The organism is Acidovorax sp. GW823-FHT02H02, from assembly GCF_058797075.1.
In genome coordinates this window covers 112,609-128,614 of the sequence record NZ_JBXAJH010000016.1, presented here as the reverse complement: position 1 = coordinate 128,614, position 16,006 = coordinate 112,609, and the positions used below count along the sequence as shown (strand labels likewise).

At 65.9% G+C, this 16,006-nt stretch carries 14 protein-coding genes; 9 read left to right on the top strand and 5 right to left on the bottom strand.

Going from position 1 to position 16,006, the window contains the following annotated elements:
• Positions 1-51: 51 nt before the first annotated feature.
• The 4 genes from AC1RDS_RS16820 to AC1RDS_RS16805 form a co-directional block, all read right to left on the bottom strand.
• Entirely contained in the window at positions 52-2,184 is a 2,133-nt protein-coding gene (locus tag AC1RDS_RS16820; RefSeq protein ID WP_348682325.1) for a putative bifunctional diguanylate cyclase/phosphodiesterase, read from the bottom strand.
• Positions 2,185-2,379: 195 nt separating this feature from the next.
• On the bottom strand, positions 2,380-4,293 hold the full coding sequence (locus AC1RDS_RS16815; protein WP_348682326.1) for a potassium transporter Kup: 1,914 nt from the start codon (positions 4,291-4,293) through the stop codon (positions 2,380-2,382).
• Positions 4,294-4,369: 76 nt separating this feature from the next.
• Positions 4,370-5,080 carry a response regulator gene (locus tag AC1RDS_RS16810; RefSeq protein ID WP_287877984.1) on the bottom strand — a complete coding sequence of 237 codons (711 nt, stop codon included), beginning with the start codon at positions 5,078-5,080 and terminating at the stop codon, positions 4,370-4,372.
• The gene (locus AC1RDS_RS16805; protein WP_348682327.1) at positions 5,077-6,627 is read right to left on the bottom strand and encodes a sensor histidine kinase; all 1,551 of its coding nucleotides are present in this window, start codon (positions 6,625-6,627) and stop codon (positions 5,077-5,079) included. Before AC1RDS_RS16805 ends, AC1RDS_RS16810 begins: the two co-directional genes overlap by 4 nt.
• A gap of 55 nt (positions 6,628-6,682) precedes the next feature.
• On the opposite strand from AC1RDS_RS16805, the gene AC1RDS_RS16800 reads away from it, so the two are divergent.
• The 6 genes from AC1RDS_RS16800 to AC1RDS_RS16775 all read left to right on the top strand — a co-directional run bounded on the left by AC1RDS_RS16800 (position 6,683) and on the right by AC1RDS_RS16775 (position 11,834).
• Complete coding sequence (locus tag AC1RDS_RS16800; RefSeq protein WP_348682347.1) at positions 6,683-7,084, top strand: hypothetical protein; 402 nt, start codon at positions 6,683-6,685, stop codon at positions 7,082-7,084.
• 172 nt (positions 7,085-7,256) lie between these two features.
• Positions 7,257-7,385, top strand: a complete 129-nt coding sequence (locus tag AC1RDS_RS16795; protein WP_348682328.1) for a hypothetical protein — start codon at positions 7,257-7,259, stop codon at positions 7,383-7,385.
• A 220-nt stretch (positions 7,386-7,605) separates the two neighbouring features.
• The gene (locus AC1RDS_RS16790; RefSeq protein ID WP_348682330.1) at positions 7,606-8,526 is read left to right on the top strand and encodes a hypothetical protein; all 921 of its coding nucleotides are present in this window, start codon (positions 7,606-7,608) and stop codon (positions 8,524-8,526) included.
• A 39-nt stretch (positions 8,527-8,565) separates the two neighbouring features.
• Positions 8,566-9,513: a sensor domain-containing diguanylate cyclase gene (locus AC1RDS_RS16785; protein ID WP_348682331.1), complete on the top strand. Its 948-nt coding sequence runs from the start codon at positions 8,566-8,568 to the stop codon at positions 9,511-9,513.
• 17 nt (positions 9,514-9,530) lie between these two features.
• A complete protein-coding gene (gene chrA, locus AC1RDS_RS16780) occupies positions 9,531-10,763 on the top strand; it encodes a chromate efflux transporter (protein ID WP_092699073.1) in 1,233 nt (410 codons plus the stop codon).
• 123 nt (positions 10,764-10,886) lie between these two features.
• Positions 10,887-11,834, top strand: a complete 948-nt coding sequence (locus AC1RDS_RS16775) for an AEC family transporter (protein WP_092699071.1) — start codon at positions 10,887-10,889, stop codon at positions 11,832-11,834.
• 6 nt (positions 11,835-11,840) lie between these two features.
• Here the strand turns inward: AC1RDS_RS16775 and pdxH are convergent, their stop codons facing one another.
• A complete protein-coding gene (pdxH, locus tag AC1RDS_RS16770) occupies positions 11,841-12,479 on the bottom strand; it encodes a pyridoxamine 5'-phosphate oxidase (RefSeq protein ID WP_287877993.1) in 639 nt (212 codons plus the stop codon).
• 190 nt (positions 12,480-12,669) lie between these two features.
• Between pdxH and AC1RDS_RS16765 the strand changes: the two genes are divergently transcribed.
• The 3 genes from AC1RDS_RS16765 to AC1RDS_RS16755 are packed head-to-tail and all read left to right on the top strand — an operon-like array spanning position 12,670 to position 15,998.
• Complete coding sequence (locus AC1RDS_RS16765; RefSeq protein WP_092699067.1) at positions 12,670-13,131, top strand: (2Fe-2S)-binding protein; 462 nt, start codon at positions 12,670-12,672, stop codon at positions 13,129-13,131.
• 15 nt (positions 13,132-13,146) lie between these two features.
• Positions 13,147-15,426: a xanthine dehydrogenase family protein molybdopterin-binding subunit gene (locus AC1RDS_RS16760; RefSeq protein ID WP_092699065.1), complete on the top strand. Its 2,280-nt coding sequence runs from the start codon at positions 13,147-13,149 to the stop codon at positions 15,424-15,426.
• Entirely contained in the window at positions 15,426-15,998 is a 573-nt protein-coding gene (locus tag AC1RDS_RS16755) for a nucleotidyltransferase family protein (protein ID WP_092699063.1), read from the top strand. The genes AC1RDS_RS16760 and AC1RDS_RS16755 overlap by 1 nt, the downstream gene beginning before the upstream one ends.
• The last annotated feature ends 8 nt before the right edge of the window (positions 15,999-16,006 follow it).

Below are 16,006 nucleotides of genomic sequence, written 5' to 3'. Positions count from 1 at the left end.
CACGTAAGATAGTCAACCAGCTTCACGAAATCGGTGAAGGTTCAATGAGCCTCACACACAGAAATTCGGACAGGCCCTGCGTCTGAGGTAGCTCAGCGATGAGAAACCGGTGCCGAAATCGTCCAGCGAGAAAGTCAGGCCCATCTGTTTGAGTTGATACATCTTGGAGATGACATCTTCGATATCAGTGGCCAAGGCGCTCTCGGTCAATTCCAGCTTGAGTCGGGCAGGATTGGCACCCGTTTCGGCCAGGATGCTGCCAACCTGCGAGACGTAGTCCTTGGAGGCAAACTCCCTGGCACTGACGTTCACCGACAGCAGCAGATGCTGTAGCCGCGGGTCACCTTCCCAGCGTTTGATCTGCTGGCAGGCGTTCTCCATCACCCAACGGCCGACAGACATGATCAGCCCCGTTTCTTCCGCTACGGGAATGAACAGCGCCGGCGATACCAGGCCCTTCTCCGGGTGACGCCAGCGCACCAGCAGTTCTGCGCCTTCGACCTTGCCCTCCCGGTCCACCTGCGGTTGATACAGAAGAACCAATTGGCTCGGAATGCCCGCCGTCAAATCTTCTTTCAACTTGACCTGCGCCGCCAGCTGGGCATGCATGCTGTCCGTGAACACCGCGATCTGGTTCCTGCCCAGTCGTTTGGCTTCACGCATTGCCAGCTCGGCGTACAAAATGGCATCACTCACTCGCCGCGGCTCAGGTGTGATCAGGTAGAGGCCTATGGAGGCGTGCGTGCTGTAGGTGCCGATTTCCAGGGCAAACGGCGTGTCGAAACTGAGCAGCAGTCGGTTTGCAACAGCCTGCGCCTGGGCCACGGCATGTGCCGTCTCACGCCCCAGACCTTCCAGCACGATCACAAATTCGTCGCCATTGATGCGAGACAGCGCTGTGTCTTCTTCCAGCAGGCCGCGCAGTCGCTGGGCTACGGCAATCAGCATCTGGTCGCCGGCTTCGTAGCCTTTGATGTTGTTGAAAATACCAAAATTGTCGATGTTAAGCAGCAGCAGCGCACTGCGAGAGTGGGTGGAGGCAGTGCGCGCCATCGCTTGGCCGATGCGGTCTGTGAATTCCTTCCGGTTGGACAGGCCGGTGAGCGAATCGTAGTGGGCGAGCTGGTGCATGAACTGGCCCAGCGCGCGCGTCTCATCGGTGCCTTCGCCCTGGCTGGACTCTTTGGCGTAATCGGCAAATGCCGCCTGATTCTGGGTGGCACGCGCCAGCTTGACGATTGGCTGGGCCACCTTGCCACCGACCACCCAAGTAAGCGCCGCAAACGTCCCCGCCAGCGCAGCCGCAAACAGCAGCATGAAGGTGCGGCTCTCGCGGATAGCCGCATGGGCGTACTTGGCGTCTTCCATGACGACGATGGTCCAATCCAGACCGCTGGTGCTGGCCACAGGCGACACCCTTTCGCGGGCCATCACATATTCACCGTTGGCATTCCCGGCTTTCAACGCAGACAGGTCGGCTGCTATCCCTTGGCGCGGCGTCAGCAGCCAGTGGCCGTTCTTGTGCGCAATCAACACCTCCACAGAGCGCAGGCGATCGAGCTGATCGATGGAGTTGCGCACCACACTGTTGACCCAGTCCCAATACAAGTGGGCCCCCAGAACCCCCACCACTTGCTGGTTTTGATCGAGCAAGGGCACTGCCACATCGACAAATCTGGTGGGCTCACCATTCGCTCCGGGTTTCATGTGCGGTGCCAGCAGCTTGGCTTCGTGCGGATCACCCACAAACCCGCCCGACAGAGCCATGTTGAACCAGGGCCTTGTACTGACGTTCTGTCCGAGCAACAGGCCGTCCGTAGCAGCCAACACCACGCCCTGCCTGTCTGCGAGGCCAATCCAAGCGTAGACCGGCTGACGGCCCTTGAGTCCATCAATCATCTGCCCGATGGAATCAGGCGATAACAGCTTGCTGTTCAACAGGTCTGCCATCATTGCCACTTCGCGGTGGCGGTTGGCCAGGTCCTCATTGAGTCGGTGCGCAATCCTAGAGGCAATGGAATAAAGGCCGTCATGCGCCGCGACCCGTAGATCCCTCTCGGTCCGCCAGCCGATGATGCCCGTGAGCAACAGACCAAACACCAGACCAAGCACACCCATGGCCACCGAGAAACGGGCCCGGACACTTCGGAATGGAGACAGTGCGCTCAGAATATTTTTTCTCATCGTCCCTTCGGCTCCCTATTGCTCGTCTGTAAACCGCGCAGGGCCTATCGGACAAGTTGCGGACAATGTGGTCACCAGAGCAGATTGTCGGCGGGTTCAGGAAAATTTATCCTCGCGACGATGACAGCTTATGCGACCTGCTGACCAGATTGCTACAACCTTGGCCCAGGTCTCAATTACACCCTCACCCGGCCGTCATATCGGCACCCGCGTTCCAAGCTCCACCACGGCATTGCCCGGCAGGCGGAAGAACTCCACCACGCCGCCAGCGTTGTGGCTCATGGTGGCGAACAGCTTTTCACGCCAGTTCGCCATGCCGCTGCCTGGCGTGGGCACCACGGTCTCGCGGCTGAGGAAGTAGCTGGTCTCGAACAGCGGCACCGCCAGCCCGTGCGAGGCGGTCAGCTCCAGCGCCTTCGGTATGTCGGGCGTGTTCATGAAGCCGTAGTTCACCTGCACCCGCCAGAAACCGTGGTCCAGAGCCTGCACGTCCACCCGGCGCTCCATCGGTATCCAGGGAACATCGTGGAATCGCACCGTGAGGATCACATTGCGCGCATGCAGCACCTGGTTGTGCTTGAGGTTGTGCAGCAGGGCTTGCGGCACGGTGTCGGGATCGGCCACGGCGTACACGGCGGTGCGTTCGGCGCGGTTCAGGCTGCGGGGATCGAGTTGGGCGATGAAGTCCTGCAGCGAAAGCCCGTCGCGGCGGATGCTGTCCATCAGCAGTTCACGCCCCCGCCGCCAGGTGCTCATCAGCACGAACAGCGCCAGGCCCAAGGTGAGCGGAAACCAGCCGCCGTCGAGGAACTTGATGGCGCAGCCGGCGACCAGCAGCGCGTCGATGGCCAGGAAGAACGCAGTGGCGCCGATGGCGACCGGTGCCGGCATGCGCCAGCCTTCGCGCACCACGAAGTAAGTCAGCACGGTGGTGATCATCATGGTCAGCGTCACCGCGATGCCGTAGGCGCTGGCCAGCGCAGAAGAGCTGCGAAAGAACAGCACCACTGCCAGCACGCCGGCCAGCAGAGCCCAGTTGACGCCCGGCATGTAGATCTGGCCCATTTCGCGCGCGCTGGTGTAGCGCACCCGCATGCGCGGCAGAAAGCCCAGCTGGATCGCCTGCTTGGTCAGCGAGTAAGCACCGGAGATGACGGCTTGCGAGGCGATGATGGCGGCCAGCGTGGCCAATACCAGCGCTGGTGGCAGCCAGGCTTCGGGGAACTGGCGATAGAAGGGGTTCTGGATCGCCGAGGGGTCGCCTATCAGCAGCGCCCCCTGGCCCAGGTAGTTCAGCGCCAGGCCAGGCAGCACCAAGCTTGTCCACGCGATCTGGATCGGCCTGCGGCCGAAGTGGCCCATGTCGGCATACAGTGCCTCGGCGCCCGTCAGCGCCAGCACAATGGCGCCCACCGCTGCGAAGACCTGCCAGCCGCGGCCGGACAGGAATTCCCAGGCGTGCAGCGGGTTCAAGGCCGCCAGGATGGCGGGCTCCTGCGCGATGTGCCAGGCGCCCACGGCGCCCAGCACGATGAACCACAGCACGATGATCGGTCCGAAAAATCGGCCAACCACCGCCGTGCCGAACCGTTGCATGAGGAACAGCCCTATCAGGACGGCCACCGTGGCCGGCACCACCCAGGGCGTGAGCGCCGGGGTCAGGACCTCCAATCCTTCCATCGCGCCCAGCACCGAGATGGCCGGGGTGATCAGGCTGTCGCCATAGAACAGCGTGGCGCCGAACACGCCCAGGAGCAGCAGACCGCGGCGCAAGGCGGGACGCTGCTCCACCGCGCGGGCGGCGAGCGCGGTCAGCGCCAGGCCACCCCCTTCACCGTGGTTGTCGGCGCGCAGGATCAAGATCACGTACTTGAGCGTAACCACCAGCATCAGTGCCCAGATGATGGTGGAGACCGCGCCGATCAGGTGCGGTGCGTCCAGCGGCACGCCGGTGTGCGGCGCAAAGATCTCCTTGACGGTGTAAAGAGGGCTGGTGCCAATGTCGCCATAGACGACGCCGATGGCGGCCAGCGTGAGGGCTGCGAGGCCCTGCTTGCGGCCTGTGTGGGAAGCCGTACTGGGCAGGGGGGGGGTGTCGGGGAGCTGCATGGAGGTTCTGTGGATGCACAAGGCTGCCACGATGCACCACCACACATCAGGATTGCATAAGCAACCCGAGTTGCCCTCAGTCTGTGGGGTCTGGCTCGGCGAGCCGGTAGCCCACCCCGGGCTCGGTCAGCAGGTGCTGCGGGTCGGCACTGTCGGCCTCCAGCTTGGCGCGTAGCTGGCCCATGTACAGGCGCAGGTAATGGGTTTGTTCAGTGTGCTCGGCGCCCCACACGTCCGCCAGCAGATGGCGATGCGTGACCACCTGGCCGGCCTGGCGTACCAGTCGTGCGAGCAGGGCGTATTCGGTGGGGGTGAGCCGAACGTCGGCATCGGCCAGCCGCACGCGGCGGGCCTTCAGGTCCACTGCGAGTGGGCCGTGGCGGTAGTGCAGCAGCGCCGGCTCGCTGGCGCGGCCGCTGCGGCGCAGGGCCACGCGCATGCGCGCCAGCAGCTCGCCGATGCCGAAAGGCTTGACCAAGTAATCGTCGGCGCCTTCGTCCAGCAGGCGAATCTTCTGCCCCTCGGACTCGCGGGCCGAAATCACGATGACGGGCATGTTGCTGCTGCGGCGCAACTCGGCCAGCAGCGCCTGGCCCTCGCCATCGGGCAGGCCCAGATCCAGCAGCACCAAGTCAATGGTCTCACCGTGCGGCGCGTGCTGTAGCTGTGCCCGAGCGTCGGTCAGGCTGGCCGCGGTCTGCAATGCATAACCCTCGATGGTCAGTGCCTCGCGCAGCGCGCTGCGCAGCACCCGGTCATCCTCCACCAGCAGGACGCGATGGCTCATGGCGGGGTCTCCTGGGGCGTCGGTGCCGACTGTGGCGGCGGGCTCTCCCCGTGCAGCGGTAGTCTGCATTCGAAGCGGCAGCCGCCTTCGGCGCCCGGGCGCAAAAGCAGCTCGCCCTGGTGTGCGCGGGCGATGGCACGGCACACGGCCAGGCCCACGCCGGCACCGCGACCAGCGTCCGCATGGGGCCCCGCTGCCCCCATTTCGCCGCGCTGGAAGACTTCGAACACTTTCTCGCGCCAAGCGGGTGCGATGCCTGGTCCCTGGTCGCTCACGGCTAGCACCGCGTGCTCCCCATCGCTCGCAGCGTGCAGTTCCACTTGCGTATCAGCCGGGCTGTACTTCAGGCCGTTGTCCAGCAGGTTGTCCAGCAGCTGCGATACCAGGGTTGCGTCGCACCATAGCAGGGGCAGACCGGGTTCCACCCTGGCGCGCACGCGGGCACCCTCGGGCCGGCGCCGGGCGCGTCGCAGCACAGCGCCGACGATCTCTTCCGCTGACTCCCAGTCACAGCGCAACTGCACCGCCGGTGTATCCAGCCGCGCCAGCTGCAGGGTGTTGTCGGTCAGCTGCGCAAGTCGCTCGCTTTCTTCGACGATGCCGGCGGCAAGCAGCTGGCGCTGTGCATTGTCCATGCGCTCGCCCTGTTCCTGCAGGGCAGAGGCTGCACTCATGATGGAGGCCAGAGGCGTGCGGTAGTCGTGCGAGATGGCCGCCAGCAGGGCGTTGCGGGTGGCTTGCAGCTGGGCCTGATCGCGCGCCTGCTGCTCCTGCGCCGCCATCAGCGAGCGGTGCAGGGCGCTGCCCATTTGGTCGCACAGCGCCTGCAGGTGGGGGCGCAGTTCGTGCCCCTGCGGGTGACGGGCCAAGCCCGTGATCAATGCAGCCCCCAGGGTGACGCCACGGCCGCGCAGGGGCAGGTAGGCGTCGGGCAGCCCGTCGTAACGGCCACTGCCGGCGCCCATGGCACGCCCATCGCGCACACACAGGGCCAAGCCGGCGCGCTGTTCGTCGTTCGGCTCACCCACCTGCAGGGCCGCAGTGTCATCCGCTTGGCTGTCCAACGCGCGCAGCACCGACACCGCCACCGCGCTCCCGGTGGCTTCCTGCAGAGCTGTGCGCAGCGCCGCAGCATGGGCGGCCGGGTCCCCGGCATCGCGCAAAATGTCGCCCCACTGGCGCAATCGCGCTTCCCGTGCTGCCACCGTGCGCGCGGCCTCGACCAGACGGCGCTGGCGAATGACCAAGCCTGCGATGATCCAGTTCACCAGCAGCAGGGCCACCAGCAGCAGCGCGTTCTGGCGCAGATCCACGGAGAAGGTCAGCCTTGGCGGAACAAAGAACCAGTTGAAGGCCATTACTGCCACTGCGCTGGCCACCAGGCTGGCCCAACTGGGCAGCCAAAGGGCGGACAGCGCCGAGGCCAGCACCAGCAGCATGGACAGGTTGGCCAGGTCCAGCCGGCTTTCCAGCCCGACCATCCCGATCCAGGCGATGGTCCAGGCCAGCAGGGCGAGGATGGTGCGCGAGAGATTGTTATTGCCCATGGCAGGAGCCTAACGCCGCCTGCGTCAGGAAATCGTATGGGGCGGAAGGCTACTCGTGATTCAGGAATTGACCGAGTTCAGCGGCGTCTCCAGCAGCAGTGGGTGGGGAGGCAACTCCAGCCACAAGCCGAAAGTTGAACAACGCCTGAGCAATAGCTTGATTTCACAAGCTTGTTTTCGTTGGTTCAACAAAAAACCCGCAAATGCGGGATTTTTGTGGGGGCTGAATTCTCAGCAATTGCCTTTCTTTGCCTGCCCAGGTGGACAGAAGTTCCCCCCACCGCGCGGGCTATCCACTACAACCGCGCCGCTCGGCGTGTACACCGCACACCCGCTCAGCAAAGTACTCACCACTGCCAAAATCCCTAAAAGCTGTTTCATCGTTGGTCCTCGTTATTCGGGTTCTTTATCTTATCTCTTGCCATCCGAGTCAATACCAAAGATCCGTGGCCGCTGAAGCATGAGATGCTGCCGGTTCAGGAAACCCATTGTCGAATCCATTGACGGCCTGCTCCTGGCTGCTTCCCCTCACGCCGTAACAGCCAATCGCAGCACATGGCGCTCCGCTCACACCCCTGCAAACCCACCTATTCCAGTGCGATACCCCCGCACTGATACCATCCGCCCCCATGCCTTCCCACTCCCCGTCCATGTTCCACACCGGCCCGCTGCGCGGCTGCCTGTGCGTGGGCGGGGGCGCCGTGGTGCGTGAGATCTGGCCTTACAAGCCGGTCGCACATTCCTTTGCCCGGCGATAAACCTTCTTTCCCTCACATCTGCGCAGAACATCCATCGCCGGGCACCCGCCCAGCGCGATGGCGGCCGGTGGCTTTGTAGTGCACGCCGGGCCGCTCCTTCAGGAGATGCATCCATGTTCCCCCAGGACCTTGCCGGTGGCCAGACGTTCACCTGCGCCTCATGCGCCATGCCCGTCGCGCTTTTCGTTGCAGCCGCTGCGCTGCGCACGGAGTGATGGCCATGGAATTCACCAAGAAATTTCTGCGGGCCAAAAGCCCTTGTGCGGACGGGTTTCGGTGGTTCAGCCGGAATGTGGAGGACGGCACGGGCTACCAGGAAGCGCTGGACACCCTGGTCAACGCTGGGCGCGTAGAAGATGCCTGCTGGCTGCTGGCGCAGTTCGGGCCGACCAGTGCGGTGCTGGCGGTGGATGCGCTGGAGGCCGAGGCCATTGTGTTTGCCGGCACGGTAGAGGTGCGCGGCTCCATCGACGTGGCCACGGTGATCCAGGCCGGACGCTCGATCCGGGCGGGCGGCGGGCTGCGTGCGGGGCGCGCCATCGTGGCAGGGGAAGACATTCGCGTGTCGGGCAGCATCATCAGCCAGGGCACGCTGCAGGCCGGCGGTGATGTGCGCGCCGATTGGGGCGTGGAGGCCGAGGGCGGCATCGCCTGCGCTGGCGACCTGCGGGCCGGGTGGGATGTGGTGTGCCACGGCGCATTGCAGCTCAAGGGTGGCGGCTTCGTGGGGCAGGACCTCATCGCGCATGGCCTGGTGGAGTGCGGCAAGGGCCTGCGCGTGGGCGGCCACCTGACCGGTGCCGAGAGCCTGCGGGTGGGGCAGGGCATTGTGGTGGGCGGGGCCATCACCGGTGTGGCGCACCTGGAGGCGGGCTGGGGCATCAAGGCGGGCGAGTGCATTCACACCCAGGGCGCGATCAAGGCCGGCGAAAGCCTGTGTGCAGGCGGCGAGATCTGCGCGGGCCCGGGCTATGGCGTGTATGCCGGGCTGAATGTGCAGCAGGAAACCTGGGAGGCCAGCGCGCAGGTGTGGTCGCGCGAACGGCCCGAGGGCCTGCGCAGCGGCATGTGGCTGGGGGCGAGCCCCTTGCACCCTGAAATCGACCGAAGCAGGGCTTGTGTGATGCCGTCACCTCAGTAAGCAATAATTTCAGCAACATTGACCCCGGAGGGATGGAGCATGTCCGACGTGAGTGACCTCAGCAACGACGACGCGGTTTACAGAACCCTTCTGGAATCGACCAAGGCCATTCCGTGGAAGATCGACTGGGCGACCAAGAAGTTTGCCTACATCGGCCCCCAGATCGAAGCGCTGCTGGGCTGGAGCCCGCAAAGCTGGATGACCGTGGAAGACTGGGCGGCGCGCATGCACCCCGAGGACCGCGACTACGTGGTGAATTTCTGCGTGGCCCAGTCGCAGGCCGGAATCGATCACGAGGCCGACTACCGGGCGCTGACCAAGGACAACGGCTATGTCTGGCTGCGCGATGTGGTGCATGTGGTGCGCAACGACAAGGGCGAACCCGACGCGCTGATTGGCTTCATGTTCGACATCAGCGAACGCAAGAAGACCGAAGAGAAGTTGCTGGTTCTGCAAAAAGAACTGGAGACGCTGTCATTCAAGGACGGGTTGACGAACATTGCCAACCGGCGCCGGTTTGATGCCAGCCTCGAAGTGGAATGGGAAAGCGCACGCAGCAACGGGCAGCCCCTGTCCATCCTCTTGTTCGACATCGATTTTTTCAAGCAATACAACGATCTCTACGGCCATGTGCGCGGCGACCAGTGCCTGATCGAGATTGCGCAAACGCTGAGCCTGGCGCTGGACGGCCCGCGCGACCTGGTTGCGCGTTTTGGCGGCGAAGAGTTTGTCGTGCTGCTGCCGCAAGCCGACGCCGCGGTGGCCTTGAAAGTTGCCGAACGCTGCCAGCGGCTGATTCAGAAGCAGGCGATAGCGCACGCGCAATCTCCGCTGGACCAGCGCGTCACCGTCAGCATCGGGGTTGGCACCATCACGCCAGGCGAACACATCAAGCCCTCCCGTTTCATCGAGGCGGTGGACCAGCAACTTTATGCGGCCAAGAAAAACGGCAGGAGCCGGATCGAGACGGTCCAGGTGGCGGCTTGAGCGCGCCGGCCCGTCCCATGCCGCAACGCAGCACCGGCGGTGACCCCACCTCTGCATGGCAGGTGTTCTGGATCTTTTTGCGCCTGGGCCTGACCTCGTTTGGTGGTCCGGTGGCGCACCTGGGCTACTTTCGTGATGAACTCGTGCAGCGCCGCCAGTGGCTGACCGAGCGCAGCTATGCCGATCTGGTGGCGCTGTGCCAGTTTCTGCCCGGCCCGGCCAGCAGCCAGGTGGGCATGGCGCTGGGCCTGATGCGGGCGGGTATGCCCGGCGCGCTGGCCGCGTGGCTGGGGTTCACGCTGCCATCGGCGCTGGTGCTGGCCTTGTTCGGCGCAGGCCTGGCGGGCGGGTATGCCGTGTTGCCGGCAGGTGCCCTGCACGGGCTCAAGGTGGTGGCGGTGGCCGTGGTGGCGCAGGCGGTATGGGGCATGGCGCGCAGCCTGTGCGCGGGGCGGGCGCGGGTCACATTGATGGCGCTGGCCTGCTGCGCGGTGCTGCTGGTGCCTGGCGTGTGGGGCCAGGTGGGCGTGATGCTGGCCGCGGGCGCGGCCGGCTGGTGGCTGTTTGGGCGGGGCAGGGCGGCAGCGCCAGAACCGGCCATCGGCGCGCCGGATGGCCTGCATGTGCCACTGCGCCGGCGCACCGGGGCGGTGCTGCTGGTGGCATTTGCGGCGCTGCTGGTGCTGCTGCCGCTGGCCGTGCGCCTGTGGCCCGGTTCGCTGCTGGCCATGGTGGATGCGTTCTACCGTGTGGGTGCGCTGGTGTTTGGCGGAGGCCATGTGGTGCTGCCGCTGCTGCAGGCCGAGGTGGTGGGGCCGGGCTGGGTGTCGGCCGATGCATTTTTGGCCGGCTACGGCGCCACGCAGGCGGTGCCGGGGCCGCTGTTCACGTTTGCGGCATTTCTGGGCGCGTCCATGCAGGTCTGGCCGGGCGGTTGGCTGGGGGCGGCGGTGTGCCTGGTGGCGATATTTGTGCCCTCGTTTCTGCTGGTGGCGGGCGCCCTGCCGTTCTGGGAGCCCCTGCGGCGCAGCCCGCATGCGCAAGCGGTGCTGGCGGGCGTGAATGCCGCCGTGGTGGGACTGCTGCTGGCGGCGCTGTACCACCCGGTGTGGACCAGCGCCATCCACGGCGGCGCCGACTTTGGCCTGGCGCTGGCCGCCTTTGTGGCGCTGGTGTTCTGGCGCGCGCCGCCCTGGGCGGTGGTGCTGGCCTGCGGTGCGGGGGGCGCGCTGTTGGCCGCATGGCTGTGATTTCTAAGACAAAATAGCCGCTGGCGCTGGATGGGAAAGCACCATCAGCTATCAAAAAAGTAGTTCCGGCGCCAGGGTGCCGGGCTTTCTCCTCGGCTCTTTGCGCACTGCGCCCGTCCTACCTTGAACTCTCCCGTCTTCACGTCCCTGGTTCCTGTCATCCTGTTCATTGCGCTGGGTTTTTTTGCGGGACGGCGCGGCTGGATCCGGGCCGCTTCGGTCAAGGATCTGTCCAACCTCGTGTTCATGGTGCTCACGCCCGCGCTGCTGTTTCGCACCATGAGCACCGTGCAGGTGCAGGACCTCGACTTTGGCCCCGTGGCCGTGTATTTCGCCGCCGCCGGGCTGATCTTTGCCGCCACGCTGGTGGTACAGGGCTTCAGCAGCCTGGCGGCGGCGCGCGGCCTGGCCCACACCTTCAGCAACACCATCATGATCGGCGTGCCGCTGGTGGGGCTGGTGTTTGGCGAGGCCGGGCTGGTCACGCTGTTCACGCTGATCTCGGTGCACGCCCTGATTTTGCTGACCGCCGCCACGGTGGTGTTCGAGCTGGCCGCCGCGCGCGAACGTGCCCGTTCGGGCGACGGCCCTCAGCACTCCATGCTGCGCACAGTGCTGCAGGCCATGGGCAATGGCATCGTGCACCCCGTGCCGCTGCCCATCATTGCCGGGCTGCTGTTCGCGCAGACCGGGCTGGTGGTGCCCGAGGTGGTTGGCAAGCCGCTGCAGTTGCTGGGGCAGGCGCTGGGGCCGCTGGCACTGCTGCTGGTGGGGGTCACGCTGGCTTTCAGCACCGTGGGCACGCATTTCAAGGCCGCGCTGCGCATTGCCCTGGTCAAGAACATCGTGCATCCGCTGGTGCTGGGCGCACTGGGCTGGGCGCTGGGTTTGTCGGGGCTGTCGCTGGCCGTGATGGTGTCGGCGGCGGCGCTGCCCGTGGGCGCCAATGTGTTCCTGTTCACCCAGCGCTACGGGGTGGCGCAGGATGAAGTCACCGCCAGCATTGCGGTGTCCACCGCGCTGGCGCTGGTCACGGTACCGGTGGCGCTGCTGCTGGCGGCCCGTTTGTAAACCAGCTCAGGGCGCCAAGCGCTCCCGTACCCACTCGCCAGCGTCCAGCCGGTAGCGCAGGCGGTCGTGCAGGCGGCTTTTGCGGCCCTGCCAGAACTCCCACTGCTCGGGCTTCAAGCGGTAGCCCCCCCAGTGCGGCGGGCGCGGGGGCTTGAGCATGAACTGCGCACCATATTTGGCGGCATTGGCCACCAGCACGCCACGGCCAGAGATCACCTGGCTTTGCGGGCTGGCCCAGGCGCCGATGCGCGAGTCGAGCGGGCGGCTGGCAAAGTATTCGTCGCTTTCCGCGTCGCTGACCTTTTCCACCACACCCTCGATGCGCACCACGCGCTCCAGCTCCACCCAGTGGAACTGCAAGGCCACATGGGGGTTGCCGGCGATCTGGCGGCCCTTGCGGCTGTCGTAGTTGGTGAACCAGACGATGCCGCGTTCGTCGTAGCCCTTGATGAGCACCACGCGCGTGCTGGGGCGCAGGTCGCTGCCCACGGTGGCCACGGTCATGGCATTGGGCTCGGGCACTTCGGCGCTGATGGCTTCTTTCAGCCACTGGTCAAACTGCTGCAGGGGGGCGGGGTGCGAGGCGTCTTCGTTGAGTTCGGCGCGCTCGTAGCTCTTGCGAAGGTCGGCAATGGAGGTGGTCATGGGTACGATTGTGCACGCCCGGGTGCCATCGGGCGGCCCTGTCGGTGCGCCAAGTAACCTTGTGCGCGCGCAGGGATGCACGGAAGGCGTAACGTGCCGCACGGGTTGATTGCACGGCCCTTTGTGCAGCCCTTTGTGCGGCCCCGTTCGTGCGCCCATGAATTCCCTCTTTCCCCCAGGAGAACCCACGATGCCCACCCTGAATATCAACGGCAAAGACATGGCTGTGGATGCCGACGAATCCACCCCCATACTCTGGGCCCTGCGCGACACGCTGGGCCTGACCGGCACCAAGTTTGGCTGCGGCCAGGCTTTGTGCGGTGCCTGCACGGTGCACCTGAACGGCGCGCCCATCCGCTCCTGCGTCACGCCGATTTCGGCGGCTGCGGGCCAGAAGATCACCACTATCGAGGCCGTCACGGCCAGCGACAAGGTGGGCAAGGCCGTGCACGCGGCCTGGGTGAAGCACGATGTGGCGCAATGCGGCTACTGCCAGAGCGGCCAGATCATGAGCGCCACCGCGCTGCTCCAAGGCAAGAAGAAACCCACCGACGCCGACATCGACGCCGCCATGGCGGGCAATATGTGCCGCTGCGGCACCTATGTGCGCATCCGCGCCGCCATTCACGACGCGGCCAAGACCCTGGCCTGATGGAAGGAGAACACCATGCACTTCGACGCTCATGCCCTGCAAAGTCAGGCCCATTTTTTCATGCCAAAACACCTTCAGGCGTTGATGGATAAAGCGCAAGAAGCTACGAATTCAGGAGTATCCGATGCGCTGGAAGGCGTGGCGCGCCGCACCTTCCTCAAGGTATCTGCCGCTTCGGGTTTTGCACTGGGCGCGTTTCCGCTGGTGGCGGGCGCGCAGGGCCATGTCGCTGCTCCCGCAGGCCTCAAGCCGTTCGAGCAGCCCTCGGCCTTCGTGCGTATCGACGCCGATGGCACGGTCACAGTCACCATCAACCGCCTGGACTTTGGCCAGGGCGTGCAAACCGGCCTGCCCATGATCCTGGCCGAGGAGCTGGATGCCGACTGGAGCAAGGTGCGCAGCGTGCACGGCGATGCCAGCGCGGCCTATGCCGACCCGATGATGGGCATGCACCTCACGGGTGGCTCCAACTCCATCAAGAATTCCTACACCCAGTACCGCGAACTGGGCGCGCGCACCCGCGCCATGCTGGTCTCGGCGGCTGCCGCGCAGTGGGGCGTGAATGCTTCGGCGCTGCGCACCAGCAACGGCTTTGTCGTCGGTCCTGGCGGCAAGAAGCTGGGCTACGGCGCGCTGGCCGAAGCCGCCATGCAGCAGCCCGTGCCCGAAAAGGTCACCTTGAAGGACCCCAAGCAGTTCCGCCTGATCGGCAAACCCACCGGGCGCCTGGATGCCAAGGCCAAGTCGAGCGGCCAGCAGGACTACGGCATCGACGTGCGTCTGCCCGGCATGCTGACGGCCGTGGTGGCCCGCCCGCCCGTGTTTGGCGGCAAGGTGAAGTCGCTGGACGACAGCGCCGCCAAAGCCATCAAGGGCGTAAAGGCCGTGCTGCGCGTGCCCACCGACCGGGGCGGCGAGGGCGTGGCCATCGTGGCCGACGGCTACTGGCCCGCCAAGCAGGGGCGCGACGCCCTCAAGGTGGAATGGGACACCAGCGCGGTCGGCAAGCCCGACACCAAAGCGCTGCTGGCGCAGTACCGCGAACTGGCCGCCAAGCCGGGCAACGTGGCCCTGCAGGCCGACATGGCCCCGCTGGCGGGCGCGCCCCACAAGATCAGCGCCGAGTTCGTCTTCCCCTACCTGGCGCATGCGCCGATGGAGCCGCTCAACTGCACCGTGAAGCTGGACGGCGACAAGGCCGAACTGTGGATGGGCACACAGATGCCCGGCCTGGACGCGATGGCCGCCGCCAAGACGCTGGGCCTGCAGCCGCAAAACGTCAAGGTCAATACGCAGATGGCCGGTGGCGGCTTTGGCCGCCGCGCCATCCCCACCAGCGACTACGTGGTCGAGGCCTGCGGCGTGGCCAAGGCGGCGCGCACGGCGGGCCTCAGCGCGCCGGTGCGCACCCTGTGGAGCCGCGAGGACGACATCCAGGGCGGCTACTACCGCCCCATGCATGTGCACCGCGCCGAGATCGGCTTTGACGCCAAGGGCAGGATTTTGGCGTGGGACCACACCATCGTCGGCCAGTCCATCACCAAGGGCTCGCCGTTCGAGGCTTTCATGGTCAAGAACGGCATCGACGCAACAGCCGTCGAGGGCATGAAAGAGCCCTACGGCGTGCCCATGAAGCTGTCGGTGCACCACCCCGATGTGAACGTGCCCGTGCTCTGGTGGCGCAGCGTGGGCTCCACCCACACGGCCTACGCCATGGAGACGCTGATCGACGAAGTGGCCCGGGCGGCAAAGCAAGACCCCGTGGCCTACCGCCTGGCCCTGATGGGCGACAAGCACCCGCGCCACAAGGCAGCGCTGCAACTGGCCGTGGCCCAGTCGGGCTATGGCAAGAAAAAGCTGGCCGCCGGCCGCGCCTGGGGCGTGGCGGTGCACGAGTCGTTCAGTTCCGTGGTGGCCTATGTGGTCGAGGCCTCGGTGAAAGACGGCACACCCAAATTGCACAGCATTACCGCCGGCGTGCACTGCAACCTGGCGGTCAACCCGAAAAGCGTGGAAGCCCAGGTGCAAGGCGCCGCGCTGATGGGCCTGGGCATGTGCCTGCCGGGCGCCGCCATCACCCTCAAGGACGGTGTGGTGGAACAGAGCAACTTTGGCGACTACGCCGTGCCGCGCATCACCGACATGCCACAGGTGACCGTGCACATCGTGCCCAGCGCCGACCCACCCACCGGCATGGGTGAACCCGGCCTGCCACCGCTGGCGCCGGCGTTTGCCAACGCCATTGCCCAGATCACGGGCAAGACGCCGCGCGAGCTGCCGTTCAAGCTGGCGTGATGGCAGGAGAAAACCGCCCCCCCTCCGTTGCGCAGCCCGTGGTGCTGGTACTGGCCTCGGGTCGGGGCGAGCGCTTTGCCGCATCGGGCGGCGTCGTGCACAAGCTGCGCGCACCGCTGGCGGGGCGAACGGTGCTGGAGCACACGCTGGCCGCCGTGCACGCCAGTGGCTTGCCCTGGCATCTGGAGGATGCAGGCCACCCCGGCATGGGTGATTCGATTGCCGCAGCGGTGCGCGCCACGGCAGGTGCCCCCGGCTGGCTGGTGCTGCCCGGGGATCTGCCGCTGGTCCAGCCCGACACCCTGCGCGCAATCGCCGCCGCCCTGGCGGACTGCGCCGTGGCGGTGCCGGTGCACCAGGGTGAGCGCGGCCACCCCGTGGGTTTTGCGGCGCCATGCCTGTCCGGGCTGCTGGCCCTGGCGGGCGAGCAGGGCGCCGCGAGCGTGGTGCGCCAGCAGGCACAGCAGGGCATGGTGCGGTGGATGGATGTGGAAGACGTGGGCGCGGTGACCGACGTGGACACCGTGCAGGACTTGGAGCGCGCCGCGCAGTTGCTGGCAGCGCGCCCGTAGCGGTGCGT